Genomic DNA, 19,487 nt, shown 5'->3' with positions numbered 1-19,487 from the left:
GCCGGACGGACACACGCGGGACGGACACGCGCGGGGCGGACACGCGCCGGACGGGCATGTCCTGATCCTGGGCGGCACGACGGAGGCCCGCCGCCTGGCGGTGGCCCTGACCGCGGCGGACACGGTTCCGTCCCCGGTGCGACCGGCCGCGGAACGGGCCGCGGTGCAACCGGCCGCCGAACGCGTTGCGGAACCGGCCGCGGCCGGAACGGCACGCTCCGCCCGGCCCCGCGTGACGACCTCCCTCGCCGGCCGGGTCGCCGACCCGGCGCTCCCGCCGGGCGAGACCCGGATCGGCGGTTTCGGCGGGCCCGCCGGCCTGGCCGACTGGATCACCGCGCACCGGGTCACCCGTCTCGTCGACGCCACCCACCCCTTCGCGGAGCGGATGAGCTTCAACGCGGCCGATGCGGCGTCCCGCACCGGGGTCCCGCTGCTCGCGCTGCGCCGCCCGGGCTGGACACGGGAGCCGGGCGACGACTGGCGGTTCGTCGACTCCCTCGCCGAGGCGGCCGAGGTGCTCCCCTCCCTCGGCGACCGGGTGTTCCTGACCACCGGCCGGATGGGCCTGCACGCCTTCGCCCACCTCACCGGCACCTGGTTCCTGGTGCGTTCGGTGGACCCGCCGGCCGGTCCCGTCCCGCCGCGCCTCGACGTCGTGCTGGCGCGCGGCCCCTTCACCCTCCAGGACGAACGGGAGCTGCTCGCCCGGCACCGCGTCGACGTCCTCGTCACCAAGGACAGCGGCGGCTCGGCGACCGCCCCGAAGCTGGCCGCGGCCCGCGAGGCGGGCATCCCGGTCCTCCTTGTACGCCGCCCGGGCGTCCCGAGGGGCGTACCGGAGGCCGGCACCGTGGCCGACGCCCTGCACTGGCTCGGGCGCCCGGCCTGACGCTCGGGCGCCCGGGGCAGCCCGCCCCGGGCGCCGCACCTGGAACCCGGGGGCCGGCTGCGTCCCTCCGACTCAGCCGTAGCGGCGCGGCGTCCAGGTGATCCGCGTACCGTCGGCCCGCTCGGTGACCCGGGTCTGCGACGAGCCGATCAGCAGGATCGTGCGCATGTCGACCTCGGACGGCACCAGTTCGGCGAGCGTCACGATCCGCACCGACTGCTGCGGACCGCCCACGTCCCGCGCGACGACCACGGGGGTCTGCGGCGAGCGCAGTTCCAGCAGCAGCTCGCGGGCCTGCGCCACCTGCCAGGTGCGGCTGCGGGAACCGGGGTTGTACAGCGCGAGCACCAGGTCGGCCGCCGCGGCCGCGCGCAGCCGCTCGGCGATGACCTCCCAGGGCTTGAGCCGGTCCGAGAGGGAGATGGTGGCGTAGTCGTGGCCGAGCGGGGCGCCGGCAGCGGCGGCCGCCGCGTTGGCCGCGGTCACGCCCGGCAGGACCCGTACCGGGACGCCCTTGTACTCGTCCTGGCCGGCGACTTCGAGGACCGCGGTCGCCATGGCGAACACACCCGGGTCGCCGCCGGAGACCACGGCCACCCGCAGGCCGCGCCGGGCCAGGTCGAGTGCGAACTCGGCGCGCTCCGACTCCACCTTGTTGTCGGAGCCGTGCCGGACCTGGCCCGGCTTCACCGGCACCCGGTCGAGGTACGTGGTGTAGCCGACGAGCACCTCGGCGTCGGCCAGCGCCCGCCGGGTCTGCGGGGTGAGCCACAGCGGACCGGCCGGGCCGGTGCCGACGACGACGACCTCGCCGGGGCCGGACGGCACGCTGCCCGGATTGCCGATCCGGCTGGGGACGACGGCGACGGCGAAGTAGGGGACGCTCTCCGCGTCGGTGTCGGCGAGCCGGCCGGTGCGCTCCCCGGCCATCGTCGCGCGCTCGACGTACCGGGCCTCCGCGAGCCGGCCGCTGCTCTCCATCGCGCCGCGCACGGCGGGGAAGGTACGGCCGAGCTTCATCACGACCGCCGAGTCGGTGGCGGCGAGGCGGGCGGTGAGCTCCTCCTCGGGCAGGGTGCCGGGGAGGATGGTCAGGACCTCCTCGCCCTCCACGAGAGGGGTGCCGAGCCGGGCCGCGGCGGCGCTCACCGAGGTGACCCCGGGGACGACCTCGGTCTCGTACCGGTCCGCGAGCCGCTTGTGCATGTGCATGTACGAGCTGTAGAAGAGCGGGTCGCCCTCGGCGAGCACGGCGACGGTCCGGCCGGCGTCCAGGTGGACGGCCAGGCGGGCGGCGGCGGACTCGTAGAACTCCTCCATCGCGCCCTGGTAGCCGCCGGGGTGGTCGGTGGTCTCGGTGGTGACCGGGTAGACCAGCGGCTCCTCGACGTGGTCGGCCCGCAGGTGCTTCGCGGCGATCGAGCGGGCGATGGACCGGCCGTGCCGGGCGCTGTGGTAGGCGACGACGTCCGCCTCGGCGATCACCTCGACGGCGCGCAGGGTCATCAGGGAGGGGTCGCCGGGTCCGAGCCCGACCCCGTACAGACGGCCCTTTGCCGCCGTCGCGCCGGCGGCGCCCGCGGTGGTGTCGGCCCGGTGCTCCACGGTGCTCATTCGGCCACGCTCGCGATCGCGTTCACGGCGGCGGCGGCGATGGCGCTGCCGCCCCGGCGGCCGCGCACGATCAGGTGGTCGAGCCCGGAGGGGTGCGCGGCCAGGGCGTCCTTGGACTCGGCGGCGCCGATGAAGCCGACGGGCACGCCGATGACTGCGGCGGGGCGCGGGGCGCCCTCCTCGATCATCTCCAGCAGCCGGAACAGCGCGGTCGGCGCATTGCCGACGGCGATCACAGAGCCCTCCAACAGGCCCCGGTCGCGCCACACTTCGAGCGCGGCGGCGCTGCGCGTGGTGCCCATCCGCGCCGCCAGTTCCGGCACCGCCGGGTCGGAGAGCGTGCAGATCACCTCGTTGTCGGCGGGCAGCCGCTTGCGGGTGACCCCGCTGGCGACCATCTGCACGTCGCACAGGATCGGCGCGCCCGCCTCCAGGGCGGCGCGGGCCCGCAGCACGACCTCGGGCGTGTACCCGAGGTCCTGCGGGAGGTCGGTCATTCCGCAGGCGTGAATCATGCGCACCGCGACCTGGGCGACGGAGGCGGGCAGCCCGGAGAGGTCCGCCTCGGCGCGGATCGTGGCAAAGGACTGGCGGTAGATCGCGGCGCCGTCCTTCTCGTACTCGAACACGGTGTACTCGCTCATTTCTTCACTGCGTCTACGGACGGTGCTTCTGGTACTTCATCGGAAGGAACGGGGACGTTGCGGGCGACGGCGAGGGCGGCCGCCAGGCCGGCGCCGTGCGCCACGGCCCGCCCGTGGACGGACAGCCCGTAGTCGGACCGCCCCTGGTCGGTCGGCCCCTGGTCGGACCCGGTGGCCACGACGTCCACCCAGGCCGTCCCCCGCGGATGCCCGCAGCGGCGCTCACAGCCGGACCAGTGCACGGGCAGCGGCCCCCGCGCAGCCTGGACGACCGCGCGCGCGTCGGCCCGTACGTCGGCCAGCGCCTTGGCGCAACCGGGGCGCCCGGTACAGGCGGTGACGCCCTGCCAGGGGCTGTCGGGGTCCACGACGAGCCCGGCGGCGCGCAGCCGGGCCGGGGCGTCGAGCGGTGGCGGGACGGGCGCGTTCGGGACGACGACGGTGCGCCACGGAGTGATGCGCATCCCGCCGCCGGCCCGGTCGGCGACCTCGACGAGCGCCCGCCACTGGGCGGTGCTGAGCCTGCCGAGCGGGGGCAGTACGCACAGCGGCGCGCCCCGGCCGCTGCCCGAACCCCCGGGCACCGGCGGCGGCGCGTACGGCCACCGCACCACGGGCACCGGCTGCGCGGCGATCCCGGCGGCGGCGAGCCTGCCGGTCAACTCCGCTTCGTCCAGGGCGTGTCCGTCGGGCAGCTCGCGCACCCGCCAGGCCCGCGTCCCGGCCGCGTCGGCGGCGTCGAGGAAGTACTCGGCGGCGAGCAGCGCCGCCCTCGGCGCGTCCGCCGCGTCCACGGCCACGGCGCCGGGGGCCCCGCCGAGCCGCACGAGCGCCCGACCGTCCGCCTGCCCGAGCACGGTCACGTCCGCCGCCAGCGCGACCACGTCCCCCCGCCCGTCGTCGAAGGCGAACAGGAACCGCCCGGACAGCGCGGTGACGCGCGCGTTGCCGCACAGCAACCGGTCCAACTCCCGCACCCACGGCATCACATCGGGCCGGGACGTGCATCCGGCGTCAGCGCCACCGGAACCCGACCCGCCGGAACCGGGCCGCACAGGGCCGGAGGCAGGCCGGGAAACGTCGAGCCGCCCGACCTCGGACCGCCCGGAACCGGCATCGAGCCGCCCGACCTCGGATCGTCCGGAACCGGAATCGCATTCCATGATTTCGGGCACACCGGACATCGGGGTGGCCACGATGTTCCGCACGCGCTCGTGGCTGGGCGCGGGCAGCAGCCCGGCGGCGTCCAGCAACTCCGCCAGACCGGCGCCGCAACCTTCCCGCAGACCGCGCAACTGAACGTTGCCGCGCGAGGTGAGTTCCAGATGGCCGTCCCCGAACCGGTCGGCGGCCACGCCCAACACCGAAGCCTGGTGGGCACTCAGCTCTCCGCCCGGAATCCGCACGCGCGCGAGGTACCCGTCGTCCGCCGCGTGCAGGCGCAGCGCGCCGGGGCAGGAGTCACCGCGCTCCCGTATGACGGGTTCATCCCGCGATGCGGCGGAAGGGGGCTGGGGCATGGCGGCGAGCATACCCACGATTCCCCACCCCCGACCTGTGTCCGTCGCCACCCCCACCCGACCACCCCACCCCGCGCGCCCCGACCCAACCCGGCCCCGCCCCGCCCTCCAGCCCCGCCCGCGTCCGAGGCGCCCTCCAGCCCCGCCGGCGTCCGAGGCGCCCTCCAGCCCCGCCGGCGTTTGAGGCGCGGGGCCCAGGGCAGAGCCCCGGCAGCGCCACCGCACCGACCACCCCCACCGCCACCCCACCCGCGCGGTCCGACCCGGCCCGACCCCCACGCTCCCGGCCAGGGCAAAGGCCGCCTAGGATGACCACCGGCGGACCACACCGGCCCGCCGTCGCCGAGGACGGCGACATGGGAGGAAGCCCGGTGCGATTCCGGCGCGGTCCCGCCACTGTGAACCCCCGCGGAGCGATCACGCGATCAACGGGGTGAGTCAGGAACTCCCGCTGTCCTCACTGCCCGGGGCGCGGAAACCCCGAGGAAGGCCTGCCGCCGCATGATCCTGCTGCTGTCGACGTCCGACACCGATCTGCTCAGCGCCCGCGCCGCGAACACGGCCACCACGGCGAACCCCACGCCCCCGCCGAGCCCGGCGGACCCCACGAACCCAGCGCCCCTCCCGGCACCCGCCCCGTACCGCTTCGCGAACCCCTCCCGCCTCCCCCTCGACGACCTACCCGCCCTCCTCGACGGCGTCGACCTGGTCGTCGTACGCCTCCTCGGCGGCCTCCGCGCCTGGCAGGACGGCCTCGACCTCCTCCTCGCCGCCGACCAGCCCCGTCCCGTCGTCGTCCTCACCGGCGAACAGGCCCCGGACGCCCAGCTGATGGAGGCCTCCACCGTCCCCATCGGCATCGCCGCCGAGGCCCACGCCTACCTCGCGCACGGCGGCCCCGCCAACCTCGCCCAGCTCGCCCGGTTCCTCTCCGACACCGTCCTGCTCACCGGCCACGGCTTCGAGCCGCCCGCCCCCGCCCCCACCTGGGGCCCGCTGGAGCGCACCCCCGGCCGGACCGACGGCCCCCGCGTGGCCGTGCTGTACTACCGCGCCCACCAGATGAGCGGCAACACCGCCTTCGTGCACGCCCTGTGCGAGGCCGTCGAGGCCCACGGCGCCCAGCCGCTCCCCCTCTACGTCTCCTCCCTGCGCACCCCCGAGCCGGAACTGCTCGCCACCCTGGAGGGCGTCGACGCGGTCGTCACCACCGTCCTCGCGGCCGGCGGCACCCGCCCCGCCACCGCCTCTGCGGGCGGCGACGACGAGTCCTGGGACGCGGGCGCCCTCGCCTCCCTCGGCGTGCCCATCCTGCAGGCCCTGTGCCTGACCGGGTCGCGCGCCGCCTGGCAGGAGAGCGACGAGGGCCTCTCCCCCCTCGACGCCGCCACCCAGGTCGCCGTGCCCGAGTTCGACGGACGCCTGATCACCGTCCCGTTCTCCTTCAAGGAGTTCGACGAGGACGGCCTGCCCGCCTACGTGGCCGACCCCGAACGGGCCGCCCGCGTCGCGGGGATCGCCGTACGCCACGCCCGGCTGCGGCACATCGACCGGCGCGACAAGAAGGTCGCGCTGGTCCTCTCCGCGTACCCCACCAAGCACTCCCGCATCGGCAACGCGGTCGGCCTCGACACCCCGGCCAGCGCCGTCGAACTGCTGCGCACGCTGATCGCCGGCGGCTACGACTTCGGTCCCGTCGAGAACATCCCCGGCCTGGTCTCCGGCGACGGCGACGAGCTGATCCGCGCCCTGATCGAGGCCGGCGGCCACGACCAGGACTGGCTCACCGAGGAGCAGCTCGCCCGCAACCCGGTCCGCATCCCGGCCGCCGACTACCGGCGCTGGTTCGCCGAGCTCCCGGCCGACCTGCGCGCGAGCGTGGAGGAGCACTGGGGCGAGGCCCCCGGGAACATGTTCGTCGACCGCTCCGCCAACCCCGAGGGCGACATCGTGCTCGCGGCCCTGCGCCGCGGGAACCTGCTGATCCTCATCCAGCCGCCGCGCGGCTTCGGCGAGAACCCGATCGCGATCTACCACGACCCGGACCTGCCTCCCTCGCACCACTACCTGGCCGCGTACCGCTGGATCCAGGCCCGCGCGGAGGACGGCGGCTTCGGCGCCGACGCGATGATCCACCTGGGCAAGCACGGCAACCTGGAGTGGCTGCCCGGCAAGAACGCCGGCCTGTCCGCCTCCTGCGCCCCCGACGCCGCCCTCGGCGACCTGCCGCTGATCTACCCGTTCCTGGTCAACGACCCGGGCGAGGGCACGCAGGCCAAGCGCCGCGTGCACGCCACCTTGGTGGACCACCTCGTACCCCCCATGGCGCGGGCCGAGTCGTACGGCGACATCGCCCGCCTGGAGCAGCACCTGGACGAGTACGCCCAGATCTCCGCCATGGACCCGGCGAAGCTGCCGGCCATCCGCGCCCAGATCTGGACCCTGATCCAGGCGGCGAAGCTCGACCACGACCTCGGCCTCGACGAGCGTCCGGACGACGACGGCTTCGACGACTTCCTGCTTCACGTCGACGGCTGGCTGTGCGAGGTCAAGGACGCCCAGATCCGCGACGGCCTGCACGTCCTGGGGGGCGCCCCGACCGGCCCGGCCCGGGTGAACCTCGTCCTCGCCATCCTGCGCGCCCGGCAGATCTGGGGCGGTACGACGGCGCTCCCGGGCCTGCGCGAGGCGCTGGGCCTGGACGAGTCGGCGGCCACCCGTACCTCGGCGGACGCCGTCGAAGAGCAGGCCCGTGCCCTGGTACAGGCGATGGAGGACGCGCACTGGGACCCGGCGGCCGTCGCGACGGTGGCGTCGGCCCACTCGGCGGACGTCGCCGCCGTCCTCGACTTCGCGGCGCGCGAGGTGGTCCCGCGCCTGGCGGGCACGGTGGACGAGATCGCGCACGTGGTGGCGGCCCTGGACGGCCGCTTCATCCCGGCGGGCCCGTCCGGCTCCCCGCTGCGCGGCCTGGTCAACGTCCTTCCCACGGGCCGCAACTTCTACTCCGTCGACCCCAAGGCCGTTCCCTCCCGCCTCGCGTGGGAGACGGGGCAGGCGCTCGCCGAGTCCCTCCTGACCCGCTACCGCACGGACAACGGCGAGTGGCCCGCCTCCGTCGGCCTGTCCCTGTGGGGCACGAGCGCGATGCGCACCTCCGGCGACGACGTCGCGGAGGCGCTGTCGCTGCTGGGCGTCCGCCCGGTCTGGGACGAGGCCTCGCGCCGCGTGACGGGCATCGAACCGGTCCCCCTCGCGGAGCTGGGCCGCCCGCGCATCGATGTGACGCTGCGCATCTCAGGCTTCTTCCGCGACGCGTTCCCGCACGTGATCGGCCTGCTGGACGACGCGGTCCGGCTGGCGGCGTCCCTGGACGAGCCGGCAGACGAAAACTACATCCGGGCCCACACCCAGGCCGACCTCTCCCTCCACGGCGACGAACGCCGGGCCACCACCCGTATCTTCGGCTCGCGCCCGGGCACGTACGGGGCCGGCATCCTCCAGCTGATCGATTCCCGCGACTGGCGCACGGACGCCGACCTGGCGGAGGTGTACACGGTCTGGGGCGGGTACGCGTACGGCCGCGGCCTGGAGGGCCGTCCGGCCCGTGCCGAGATGGAGACCGCGTACAAGCGCATCACGGTCGCGGCCAAGAACACGGACACCCGCGAGCACGACATCGCGGACTCGGACGACTACTTCCAGTACCACGGCGGCATGGTGGCAACGGTCCGCGCCCTGCGCGGCACCGCGCCCGAGGCGTACATCGGCGACTCCACCCGCCCGGAGACGGTCAAGACCCGCACCCTGGTCGAGGAGACCTCGCGCGTCTTCCGCGCCCGCGTGGTCAATCCCAAGTGGATCGAGGCGATGCGCCGCCACGGCTACAAGGGCGCCTTCGAACTCGCCGCCACCGTCGACTACCTCTTCGGCTACGACGCCACGACGGGCGTGGTCGCGGACTGGATGTACGACAAGCTCACCGAGACCTACGTCCTGGACCCGGAGAACCGCGCCTTCCTGGAGGAGGCCAACCCCTGGGCCCTGCACGGCATCGCGGAACGCCTGCTGGAGGCCGAGTCCCGCGGCATGTGGGAGAAGCCGGACCCGCAGATCCTCGAAGCCCTCCGCCAGGTCTACCTGGACACGGAGGGCAACCTGGAGGGCGAAGCGGACTGACCCGTCCTGGGAGGACGCGGAGGGAATCGAAGGCCCGGGTGAGACCGCGCTTGAGAACGGCGGACAAGGGGCGCTCCACGAAGCGGTGGACGAGCCATGCGGCGACGAGCATGCCGAGCGTCATCACGGCGACCAGCACCCACGGGGAGAGGTGGTGGCGCAGCAGCCGGATGCCGGTCCAGCCGATGTGCTCGTGGAGCAGGTAGAGCGGATACGTGGTCGCGCCCGCCACGGTGAGCCACTTCCCGCGCACCCAGGACAGCCCGCCGAGGGCGAGGACGATCATCACCAGGTAGCCCAGGGTCATCAGCGCGATCGCCGGCTCGGAGTCCATCGTCCGGCCGAGGCCGACCGCCAGAGCGTCGTTGTAGAGACTGACCTGGCGGACCGAGAACAGCCACGAGATCGCGATGATGCCCCACAGCAGCAAGGTCGGCCGGAAACGGTACATCAAGTACATGGCGACGCCCGCGATGAAGTAGGGCGAGTACTCGGGCATCACGATGTAGTCGAGGAACGGCGCCCGCCCAGCGGTCACCAGCACCGAGGCGACGGTCCACAGCACGCAGAAGAGCACCACCCGGCGGTAGGTGACGCCCTTCCACACCACCAGGGCGAACAGCAGGTAGAAGCGCAGCTCGACCCAGAGCGTCCAGTAGACGGCGTCCACCGAACCGACCCGGAAGGGCTCCTGGAGCATCGTGAGGTTCAGGAGCACGTCCTTCACGCCCAGCGGCTGCACGACCAACGGCCAGAGCGTGACCACCGCCGTCGTGGCGAGAACGGCGAACCAGTACGCGGGATAGAGGCGGACCACCCGCGAGGTGAAGAAGTCGCCCAGGCTGCGGCCCCAGCTGCTCATGCAGATGACGAAGCCGCTGATGATGAAGAAGAACTCGACGCCGGTCCAGGTGTAGGACGCCAGCCAGGACGCAGTGGGGAACACCACATCCACCGGCTTCGTCCAGGCGTTCTTGGACGCTTCGGCGTGACCACCGAAACCGACATAATGATGGAAAACCACCATAAGGGCAGCGAGCAGCCGCAGCCCGTCCAAAGCCGCCAGCCGTGGACGTTTCCCGGCCGCCGGAGCAGGCGCAGGAACAGGCGCCGGAGCCGCCTCTCGGGCCGGGGTCGGTATCAGGTGGTTCAGCACCCGGCAGATCCTACTAAGGCCCCTGCTCGTGCGGTGAACGGAGACCCCGGCCCGCGGTTCCCCCTGGGCGCGGGCGGGCCGTCCGCCCGGACCGGAGCGCTACCCCGCCTCGGGCCCCCGCGCGGCGGAACGACGGGTCCGTCACCTGAAGAAGTGAAATTCCCCTTATCCCACGGGCACCAGGGGTAGGGCACTGCTGATCTCGTGCGGGGGTCGGACCACCGGCCCCCGCGCCCATGGACGAAAGGCCGACCCCGTCGTGACGCAGCCGTTCCAACTGCCGGACTTCTATGTGCCCTACCCGGCGCGACTGAACCCCCACCTGGAGGACGCCCGGGTCCACACCAAGCGGTGGGCACGCGACCTCGGCATGCTGGAGGGTTCCGGCGTCTGGGAGGAGAGCGACCTCGACTCCCACGACTACGCGCTGCTGTGCTCGTACACCCACCCCGACTGCGACGGCGAGGCGCTCTCCCTCGTCACCGACTGGTACGTGTGGGTCTTCTTCTTCGACGACCACTTCCTGGAGATGTACAAGCGCTCGCAGGACCGCGAGGGCGCCCGCGCGTACCTGGAGAAGCTCGCCGCCTTCATGCCGATGGACCTCGCCCACGGCTTCCCCGAGGCCACCAATCCGGTCGAGGCCGGACTCGCCGACCTCTGGGCGCGCACCGTCCCGGCCATGTCGATGGACTGGCGGGAACGGTTCTCCTTGTCCACGAAGAACCTGCTCAACGAGTCCATGTGGGAGCTCGCCAACATCAACATCGGCCGCGTGGCGAACCCGCTCGAATACATCGAGATGCGCCGCAAGGTCGGCGGCGCCCCCTGGTCCGCCGGTCTGATCGAGTACGTCTCCGCCGAGGTCCCGGCGCGCGTCGCGCACGCGCGGCCGCTCGCCGTGCTGCGCGACGCCTTCTCCGACGCCGTGCACATCAGGAACGACATCTTCTCCTACGAGCGCGAGGTCGCCGACGAGGGCGAACTCTCCAACGCGATCCTGGTGTTGGAGACCTTCCTCGGCTGGGACACCCAGGCGGCGGCCGAGGCCTCGAACGACCTGCTCACCTCCCGCCTCCAGCAGTTCGAGCAGACCGCGCTCGTCGAGCTCCCCGCGCTCTTCGCGGACCACGCCATGAACCCGGCGGAGATCGCCGCCGTCCTCGCCTACGCCAAGGGCCTGCAGGACTGGCAGTCCGGCGGGCACGAGTGGCACATGGTCTCCAGCCGGTACATGAACAAGGGCGCCCGGACCACCGGCCCGCTCACCCTGCCCTTCCTGCCGACCGGGCTGGGCAGCACCGCCCTCGACCTGCGGTCCGTCTTCAACCGGCGCTCGATGGAGATGCGCCGCCGGTCCTTCACCCACGTCCCCTTCGAGCGCACCGGCCCGTCCGTGATCCCGGACGTCTACATGCCGTTCGAGCTCAGCCTCAGCCCGCACCTGGACCACGCCCGCGAGGGCTCCGTCGGCTGGGCCCGGCGGATGGGCCTGCTGGACCCGCAGCCGGGCGACCCCGGATCCGCGATCTGGACCGAGGCGAAGATGCGCGGCTACGACTTCGCGCTCTGCTCGGCCGGGATCGACCCCGACGCGACGCCCGAGGCACTGCTCCTCAACGCCTGCTGGTTGACCTGGGGCACGTACGGGGACGACTACTACCCGGTGGTCTTCGCCCACACCAAGAACCTGGCCGCCGCCAAGGCCGCCACGGCGCGGCTCGTCTCCTTGATCCCGGTCGACCACGCCGAACAGGGCACGCCGCTGACCGCGATGGAACGCGCACTCGCCGACCTGTGGGTGCGTACCAGCGAGAGCATGGCCCCGACCGTCCGGGCCGAGTTCCGGGCCACCCTCGTGTCCATGGTGGAGAGCTGGCTGTGGGAGGTGGAGAACCAGATCCAGAACCGCATCCCGGACCCCGTGGACTACGCCGAGATGCGCCGGCACACCTTCGGCTCGCACCTCACGATGTACCTGTGCCGGCTCGGCCAGGCCGGGCGCGGCATCCCGGACGAGATCTACGCCTCCGGGACCATCCGGTCCCTGGAGAACGCGGCCGCCGACACCGCCTGCATGATCAACGACATCTTCTCCTACCAGAAGGAGGTGGAGGTCGAGGGCGAGGTCCACAACTACGTCCTGGTCACCCGCAACTTCTTCGACCTCGACTACCCCGAGGCGCTGCACATCTGCCACTCGCTGATGACCCGGCGCACCGAGGAGTTCGAGCACATCGTCGCCCATCAGCTGCCGGTGCTCTACGACGACTGGAAGCTGGACGCCGAGGCCCGGGCCGGGCTCGACGCGTACGTCGGCGAGCTCCAGGACTGGCTCTCGGGCATCCTCAACTGGCATCAGAAGTGCCGTCGTTACCGCGAGGAGGACCTGCACCGGTTGCCCGGTCAGCTGTCCACCGGGGTACTCGGCAACGGCTTCGGCATGTCGGCCGCCCGGATCTCCCTGCCCGCCTGATCCCGGGTGCGGGGGCGGTCCGCCCGCCCCCGCACCGCCCTGCCCCGACCGCCCTGCCCCGCCCCGCCCCGCCCCGGTCAACCCGTACGGGCCGGACCGGTCCAGCCGGCCGGGACGTGGCCCAGCCGCACGCGCTGCGGGTGGTCGCCGACGGGGACGGACACCCGCTTGGCCCCGGTGGCGAAGTCGATGGCCGTGACCCGGTCGGCGCCGCTCTCGGAGATCACGCAGCCCGTGCCGTCGCCGTCGACCGTGGCCCAGTACGGCTTGGAGGCGGGGACCAGCGGCCCCTCGGTGAGCGTGGCGCGGTCCACGACGGTGGCGTAGTCGTCCATGGTGCCGGCGATGCACAGCTTGGAGCCGTCCGGGCTCATGGACATGCCGTGGTGACGGGAGTCGTTGACCCAGGTGGTGCGGTCGGTGCTGGTGGCCGGATTCGCGGGGAGGGTCTTGAGGCGGGTGATCCGGTCGGTGGCCACGTCGTACTCCAGGAATCCGTTGAAGAACGAGACCTGGAAGTAGAACTTCGACTCGTCGGGGCTGAAGGCGACCGGACGGACGGAATCGGAGAGGTCGGAGCGGCCGAAGGCGTCGAGCCGCTCGCGCATGTCGATCACCCGCACCGTGCGGAAGGTCTGCGCGTCGACCACGGTGATCTTCCGGTCGCCCTTCGTCCAGTCCAGCCAGGGCGCGTCGAGAGCGGTGTTCACCTCACCGATGGAGCTGTTCCACAGGAAACGGCCGTCACGGGTGAAGGTGTTCTCGTGCGGCTTGTCGCCGGTGCCGAAGGAGCCCACCTGGCGGCCGGTGGCGATGTCCAGGACGTGCACGGTGTTGGCGGTGGAGGCGGACACCGCAACGCGGGTGCCGTCCGGGGACACGGCCATGTGGTCGGAGCGGTGACCGGCGACCGGGAAGCGCCAGTTGATGCGGCCCGTGCCCAGGTCGAGGGAGACGACGTCGGCGAAGCTGGGACGGGAGACGACCACGGCCGAGCCGTCCGGAGTGGTGTACATGTCGTCCACGAACTGGTCGTGGCCCTCGCCGGCGGTGGTGCGGATGCCCAGGAAGAAGGCGAGCTTCACGGGGTTGAGGTAGATCTCCCGCAGCCGCTCCTCCTTGTCGGGGATCACATCGATGCGGCCGATCTTGGCGAGGGTGCCGGTCGAGGCGAGGACGTCCGCGGTGCCCTCCCAGTTGTTCCCGACGAAGAACACCTGGCGCAGGCCGCCCGCGGGAGCGGCGGCGGGGGCGGCCTGGCCGGACGCCGCCGGGACGGCGGCGAGCAGGGCGGCCGCGGCGAGCACGCCGAGGCTTCGCACGGTACGTAACATCCGTTCAACTCCGTTGCGGGGAAGGGACGGAGAAAGCGCCTCCGATTACCGGCCGGTAAAATAGGGGGAACGCCGAAAGGGCGCAACCCCCGCGGGGTGCGCCCTTTTTTCGCGTACGGCCGTCACGCGTACCATCGCGCGCGGCCGTCATGTGCGCGGCCGTCTCGCCCGCGGCCGTCGCGTGCCGCGGCCCTCGCGTGCCGCGGCCCTCGTTCCGTCAAGCGACGGAGCCGATCCGCCCCACCACCGTGTTCGAGACGTCGGGATGGATCGGGATGTGCGCCCCGGTGAGGGCCGCCCCGCTGCCGCCGCGGCGGTTGGCCACGATCTCGGCGGCGATGGACAGCGCGGTCTCCTCCGGGGAGCGGGCGCCGAGGTCCAGGCCGATCGGGGAGCGCAGCCGGGCCAGTTCGAGCTCGGTCACACCGACCTCGCGCAGCCGCTTGTTGCGGTCCTCGTGGGTGCGGCGGGAGCCCATGGCGCCGACGTAGGCGACGGGAAGCCTGAGGGCCAGTTCGAGGAGCGGGACGTCGAACTTGGCGTCGTGGGTGAGGACGCACAGGACGGTCCGGCCGTCGACGGCTCCTGCCCGCGCCTGGGCCTCCAGGTAGCTGTGCGGCCAGTCGACGACGACCTCGTCCGCCTCGGGGAAGCGGGCCTTCGTCGCGAAGACGGGCCTCGCGTCGCACACGGTCACCCGGTAGCCCAGGAACGTGCCGATCCGCACCAGGGCGGAGGCGAAGTCGATGGCGCCGAAGACGAGCATCCGCGGCGGCGGCACGCTGGACTCGACCAGCACTTCGAGCGGCTCTCCGCAGAGGCGGCCGTCGGCGCCGATCTCCAGTACGCCGGTCCGGCCGGCGTCGAGCATGGCGCGGGCCTCTGCGGCGATGGTGCGGTCCAGCTCGGGGTGTCCGCCGAAGCCGCCCCGGTGGGCGCCCTCGGTACGGACGAGCACGGCGCGGCCCATCAGCTCGGCCGGCCCCTGCGCTATCCGGGCGACCGCCGCCGCCTCCCCGCGGGCGGCGGCGGCCAGACCGGCGGCGAGCACCTCCCGTACGGGAGAGCCCACGGGAACCGGGGTGACCAGGATGTCGATGATCCCGCCGCAGGTCAGACCGACGGCGAAGGCGTCGTCGTCGCTGTAGCCGAAGCGCTCCCGGACGGTCTCGCCGTCCTCCAGCGCCTGCCGGCACAGCTCGTACACCGCACCCTCCACGCATCCGCCGGAGACCGAGCCGATGGCCGTGCCTTCGCCGTCGACGGCGAGGGCCGCCCCGGGCTGCCTGGGCGCGCTCCCGCCGACCGCCACGACCGTGGCGACGGCGAAGTCACGTCCCTGCTCGACCCACCGGTTCAGTTCTTCGGCGATGTCCAGCATGGGGGCCTCCTCGGAGGGGTTCGGATTCCAGTATCTGATACGTGGAGCGTGCGGTTTTCGTGTGCTCAGGACGGTCGGACGGTCGGACCGCCAGACGGCCCGGGTCAGCCGACCCCGAGCCAGCCCTCGATCGGGTGCAGGGCGAAGAACACCACGAAGACGGCGGTCAGCACCCACATGAAACCGCCGATCTCGCGCGCCTTGCCCTGAGCGACCTTGATGGCGACGTAGGAGATGACGCCCGCGGCGACACCAGCGGTGATCGAGTACGTGAACGGCATGATCACGACGGTGAGGAAGACCGGGATCGCGGTCGAGGTCTCGGCCCAGTCCACGTGGCGGGCGTTCTGCATCATCATCGCGCCGATGACGACCAGGGCCGCGGAGGCGACCTCACCCGGGACGATCTGCGTGATCGGGGTGAAGAAGAGGCAGGCGGCGAAGAACAGGCCGGTGACGACGGAGGCGAGGCCCGTGCGGGCTCCCTCGCCGACGCCGGTCGCGGACTCGACGAACACGGTCTGGCCGGAGCCGCCCGCGACGCCACCGATGGCGCCACCGGCGCCGTCGATGAACAGCGCCTTGGACAGGCCCGGCATGCGGCCCTTGTCGTCGGCCAGCTTGGCCTCGGTACCGACGCCGATGATGGTCGCCATGGCGTCGAAGAAGCCGGCGAGCACCAGCGTGAAGACGATCATGGCGACCGTCATGTAGCCGACGTCGCCCCAGCCGCCGAAGGAGACGTCGCCGAAGAGCGAGAAGTCCGGCATCGAGATCGCGGAGCCGTCGAGCACCGGCGGGCCGTTCTTCCAGGCCTTCGGGTCGATGTCCACGATGGCGTTGAGGATCGCGGCCAGGACGGTGCCACCGACGATGCCGATCAGGATCGCGCCGGGCACCTTGCGGGCCTGGAGCATGAAGATGGCGATCAGGGTGACGGCGAAGAGCAGCACGGGCCAGCCGGACAGTTCACCGGTCGCACCGAGCTGGACGGGGGGCATGAACTCCCCGCCGTTGCCGACGAAGCCGGCCTTGACGAAGCCGATCAGGGCGACGAAGAGGCCGATGCCCATGGTGATGGCGTGCTTGAGCGCGAGCGGGATCGCATTCATGATCATCTCGCGGAGGCCGGTGACGACCAGGAGACAGATCACGACGCCGTAGACCACGCACATGCCCATGGCCTGCGGCCAGGTCATCTGCGGCGCCACCTGCGAGGCGAGCACGCCGGACACGGAGAGACCCGCGGCGAGCGCGAGCGGGACCTTGCCGACGAAGCCCATGAGGAGCGTCGTGACGGCGGCGGCGAAGGCGGTGGCGGTGATGATCGCCGATCCGTCCATCAGGGTGCCCGCGGCGTCCTTGCCCGAGAGGAGCAGCGGGTTGAGCAGGAGGATGTACGCCATGGCCATGAAGGTCGTGATGCCGCCACGAACTTCGTTGCCGACGTTGGATCCTCTGTGGGTTATGTGGAAATACCGATCGAGCCAAGAACGCCCCGCGGGGGGACGAGAGCCGTCGCCGGCCTCTTCCGCGGTGGTCTTGGGCTCCACAGACGACTGGGTCATGGTGCCTGACTCCCAAGGTTCAAAGGGGCACCCGCATAAAGATTGGAGACGCGGGATTTGGGAACTGCGTTGGCTGCACGACCCGGGGTGACGGCCCGAGGCGACGCGAATGTTCACTGCGTGTACTGCGGGTAGTGCGGGGGTGACCGCTGGTACTACGTGGGGGTCCTCGCGGGGGTACTGCGAGGTGGGGGGACCGCGAGCGGTGCGGTACTCCGTGCTCCGGGCGGTGCGACTGGAAGGTGTGACGTTCCCGCGTCGCACCACCCGGAAGTCGAGGGGGTCCGGGGGCCTCTCGGCCCCCGGACCGTGCCGTCCTAGAGGGTGCCGGTGAGGGCTTCCGGACGGATCGGCGTCTTGTTGAGCTCCAGACCGGTCGCCTGCCGGATCGCCGCGAGGACGGCCGGGGTGGACGAGAGGGTCGGGGCCTCGCCCATACCCCGCAGGCCGTACGGGGCCTTGGGGTCGGCGAGCTCCAGGACGTCGACCGGGATGGTCGGGGTGTCGAGGATGGTCGGGATGAGGTAGTCCGTGAAGGAGGGGTTGCGCACCTTCGCGGTCTTCGGGTCCACGATGATCTCCTCCATGATCGCGACGCCGAGGCCCTGGGTGGTACCACCCTGGATCTGGCCGACCACGGAGAGCATGTTGAGCGCCTTGCCGACGTCCTGAGCGGTGGCGAGCTCGACGACCTTGACCAGGCCGAGCTCGGTGTCCACCTCGACGACCGCGCGGTGCGCGGCGAAGGTGTACTGGACGTGGCCGTTGCCCTGACCGGTGACCAGGTCGAACGGGACGGTCGGGTGGTGCCGGTACTCCAGCTCCAGGTCGATCGCGTCCTCGCCCTCCAGGACGTCGGCCAGGTCCGCGAGGACCTCCCCGCCGTCGGTGACGACCTTTCCGCCTTCGAGCAGCAGCTCGGCGGTCGCCCACGCGGGGTGGTACGAGCCCTTCTTGCGGCGGCCGATCTCCAGGACGGCCTCGCGGACGGCCTCACAGGTGTTCTTCACGGCGCCGCCGGTCATGTACGTCTGCCGCGAGGCGGACGTGGAGCCGGCGGAGCCGACCTGCGTGTCGGCCGGGTGGATGGTCACCTGCGTGACACCCAGCTCGGTACGGGCGATCTGCGCGTGGACGGTGATGCCGCCCTGGCCGACCTCCGCCATGGCCGTGTGGACCATGGCGACGGGCTCGCCGTTGATGACCTCCAGGCGCACGCGGGCGGTGGAGTAGTCGTCGAAGCCCTCGGAGAAGCCGACGTTCTTGATGCCGACCGCGTAGCCGACGCCGCGGACGACGCCCTCGCCGTGGGTGGTGTTGGACAGACCGCCCGGCAGCGCGCGGACGTCCGCGCCCTCCCCGGCCGACTCCCACTGGCGCTCCGGCGGCAGCGGGCGGGACTTGACCCGGCGCAGCAGCTCGGCGACGGGCGCCGGCGCGTCCACGACCTGGCCGGTGGGCATGACCGTGCCCATCTCCATGGCGTTCAGCTGGCGGAACTCGACCGGGTCCATGCCCAGCCGGGCCGCGAGCTTGTCCATCTGGGCCTCGTACGCGAAGCAGGCCTGGACGGCGCCGAAGCCGCGCATCGCGCCGCAGGGCGGGTTGTTCGTGTAGAGCGCGATCGCCTCGATGTCCACGTCCTCCAGGACGTACGGACCGACCGAGAGGGAGGACGCGTTGCCCACGACCGCCGGGGAGGCCGACGCGTAGGCGCCGCCGTCCAGGACGATCTTGCACTTCATGTGCGTGAGCTTGCCGTCCTTGGTGGCGCCGTGCTCGTAGTAGAGCTTCGCCGGGTGGCGGTGCACGTGGCCGAAGAAGGACTCGAACCGGTTGTAGACGATCTTGACCGGCTTGTTCGTGGCCAGGGCCAGGAGGCAGGCGTGGATCTGCATCGAGATGTCCTCGCGACCGCCGAAGGCACCGCCGACGCCGGAGAGCGTCATGCGCACCTTCTCCTCGGGCAGGCCGAGGACGGGCGCGATCTGCTTGAGGTCCGAGTGCAGCCACTGGGTCGCGACGTACAGCTCGACGCCGCCGTCCTCGGAGGGCACGGCCAGGCCGGACTCCGGGCCGAGGAAGGCCTGGTCCTGCATGCCGAAGGTGTACTCGCCCTCGACGATGACGTCGGCGCGCTTGCGGGCCTCTTCCACGTTGCCGCGGATGATCGGCTGGCGGTGCACGATGTTCGGGTGCGGGACATGACCGATGTGGTGGTCGTCGCGGTCCTCGTGGATCAGCGGCGCGCCCTCGGCGAGGGCGGAGGCCTCGTCCGTGACGAGCGGCAGCTCGCGGTAGTCGATCTTGATCTTGGCGGCCGCGCGGCGGGCGGTCTCCGGGTGGTCGGCGGCCACGAGGGCGACCGGCTCACCGTGGTGGCGTACCCGGCCGTTGGCGAGGACCGGGGTGTCCTGGATCTCCAGGCCGTAGTTCTTCATCTCGGCCGGCAGGTCGTCGTACGTCAGCACCGAGTAGACGCCGGGCATGGCGAGCGCCTCGGAGACGTCGATGGAGACGATCTCGGCGTGGGCGACGGTGCTGCGCAGGGTCTGGCCCCACAGCATGTCCTCGTGCCACATGTCCGAGGAGTACGCGAACTCGCCGGTGACCTTGAGGGTGCCGTCCGGGCGCAGCGTGGACTCGCCGATGCCGCCCTTGGTGTGCTTCTGCGTGACGTTGGTCGGCGTACCCGCCGGAACCGTGCGCGTGTTCTGAGCCAT

10 protein-coding genes, 1 pseudogene and 1 riboswitch are annotated in these 19,487 nt (G+C 72.3%); of the genes and pseudogenes, 3 read left to right on the top strand and 8 right to left on the bottom strand.

Going from position 1 to position 19,487, the window contains the following annotated elements:
• Positions 1-61: 61 nt before the first annotated feature.
• Entirely contained in the window at positions 62-892 is an 831-nt protein-coding gene (locus ACWFQ8_RS04265) for a cobalt-precorrin-6A reductase (RefSeq protein WP_453784870.1), read from the top strand.
• 72 nt (positions 893-964) lie between these two features.
• Here the strand turns inward: ACWFQ8_RS04265 and ACWFQ8_RS04260 are convergent, their stop codons facing one another.
• Genes ACWFQ8_RS04260 through ACWFQ8_RS04250 form a run of 3 tightly spaced genes read right to left on the bottom strand, consistent with a single transcriptional unit; the run spans position 965 to position 4,670 of the window.
• Positions 965-2,506 carry a precorrin-2 C(20)-methyltransferase gene (locus ACWFQ8_RS04260; protein WP_453784645.1) on the bottom strand — a complete coding sequence of 514 codons (1,542 nt, stop codon included), beginning with the start codon at positions 2,504-2,506 and terminating at the stop codon, positions 965-967.
• Positions 2,503-3,150 (bottom strand): precorrin-8X methylmutase, encoded by a 648-nt coding sequence (locus tag ACWFQ8_RS04255; protein WP_281207629.1) that lies wholly within the window; start codon positions 3,148-3,150, stop codon positions 2,503-2,505. The genes ACWFQ8_RS04260 and ACWFQ8_RS04255 overlap by 4 nt, the downstream gene beginning before the upstream one ends.
• Positions 3,147-4,670 carry a cobalamin biosynthesis protein CobG gene (locus ACWFQ8_RS04250; protein ID WP_453784644.1) on the bottom strand — a complete coding sequence of 508 codons (1,524 nt, stop codon included), beginning with the start codon at positions 4,668-4,670 and terminating at the stop codon, positions 3,147-3,149. The genes ACWFQ8_RS04255 and ACWFQ8_RS04250 overlap by 4 nt, the downstream gene beginning before the upstream one ends.
• Positions 4,671-4,995: 325 nt before the next feature.
• Positions 4,996-5,131: riboswitch (cobalamin riboswitch) on the top strand.
• Positions 5,132-5,171: 40 nt separating this feature from the next.
• On the opposite strand from ACWFQ8_RS04250, the gene cobN reads away from it, so the two are divergent.
• Positions 5,172-8,849, top strand: coding sequence for a cobaltochelatase subunit CobN (gene cobN / locus ACWFQ8_RS04245; RefSeq protein ID WP_453784643.1), 3,678 nt, complete (start codon positions 5,172-5,174; stop codon positions 8,847-8,849).
• Between the two features lie 145 nt (positions 8,850-8,994).
• On the opposite strand, the pseudogene ACWFQ8_RS04240 reads toward cobN, so the two are convergent.
• Positions 8,995-9,876, bottom strand: a pseudogene (locus tag ACWFQ8_RS04240) (acyltransferase family protein); the annotation flags it as partial.
• A gap of 388 nt (positions 9,877-10,264) precedes the next feature.
• Between ACWFQ8_RS04240 and ACWFQ8_RS04235 the strand changes: the two are divergent.
• Positions 10,265-12,481 (top strand): terpene synthase family protein, encoded by a 2,217-nt coding sequence (locus ACWFQ8_RS04235; protein ID WP_453784642.1) that lies wholly within the window; start codon positions 10,265-10,267, stop codon positions 12,479-12,481.
• A 77-nt stretch (positions 12,482-12,558) separates the two neighbouring features.
• Here ACWFQ8_RS04235 and ACWFQ8_RS04230 read toward each other — a convergent pair whose 3' ends face one another.
• From ACWFQ8_RS04230 to ACWFQ8_RS04215, 4 genes are all read right to left on the bottom strand, one after another.
• Complete coding sequence (locus tag ACWFQ8_RS04230; RefSeq protein ID WP_453784641.1) at positions 12,559-13,815, bottom strand: YncE family protein; 1,257 nt, start codon at positions 13,813-13,815, stop codon at positions 12,559-12,561.
• 217 nt (positions 13,816-14,032) lie between these two features.
• Positions 14,033-15,196, bottom strand: a complete 1,164-nt coding sequence (locus tag ACWFQ8_RS04225; RefSeq protein ID WP_453784640.1) for an XdhC family protein — start codon at positions 15,194-15,196, stop codon at positions 14,033-14,035.
• Between the two features lie 104 nt (positions 15,197-15,300).
• Complete coding sequence (locus ACWFQ8_RS04220) at positions 15,301-16,764, bottom strand: NCS2 family permease (RefSeq protein ID WP_453784639.1); 1,464 nt, start codon at positions 16,762-16,764, stop codon at positions 15,301-15,303.
• A gap of 317 nt (positions 16,765-17,081) precedes the next feature.
• On the bottom strand, positions 17,082-19,487 hold the full coding sequence (locus ACWFQ8_RS04215; protein ID WP_453784638.1) for a xanthine dehydrogenase family protein molybdopterin-binding subunit: 2,406 nt from the start codon (positions 19,485-19,487) through the stop codon (positions 17,082-17,084).

This window comes from Streptomyces sp. NPDC055254 (assembly GCF_053606025.1).
Note: the sequence above shows the minus strand (reverse complement) of the source record. Positions and strands in the feature narration are given on the sequence as shown.

Coding starts and splice junctions, on each gene's coding strand:
- cobN (WP_453784643.1), top strand. CDS start 5,172: ATGATCCTGCTGCTGTCGACGTCCGACACCGATCTGCTCAGCGCCCGC.
- ACWFQ8_RS04215 (WP_453784638.1), bottom strand. CDS start 19,487: ATGGCTCAGAACACGCGCACGGTTCCGGCGGGTACGCCGACCAACGTC.
- ACWFQ8_RS04230 (WP_453784641.1), bottom strand. CDS start 13,815: ATGTTACGTACCGTGCGAAGCCTCGGCGTGCTCGCCGCGGCCGCCCTG.
- ACWFQ8_RS04260 (WP_453784645.1), bottom strand. CDS start 2,506: ATGAGCACCGTGGAGCACCGGGCCGACACCACCGCGGGCGCCGCCGGC.
- ACWFQ8_RS04255 (WP_281207629.1), bottom strand. CDS start 3,150: ATGAGCGAGTACACCGTGTTCGAGTACGAGAAGGACGGCGCCGCGATC.
- ACWFQ8_RS04225 (WP_453784640.1), bottom strand. CDS start 15,196: ATGCTGGACATCGCCGAAGAACTGAACCGGTGGGTCGAGCAGGGACGT.
- ACWFQ8_RS04250 (WP_453784644.1), bottom strand. CDS start 4,670: ATGCCCCAGCCCCCTTCCGCCGCATCGCGGGATGAACCCGTCATACGG.
- ACWFQ8_RS04220 (WP_453784639.1), bottom strand. CDS start 16,764: ATGACCCAGTCGTCTGTGGAGCCCAAGACCACCGCGGAAGAGGCCGGC.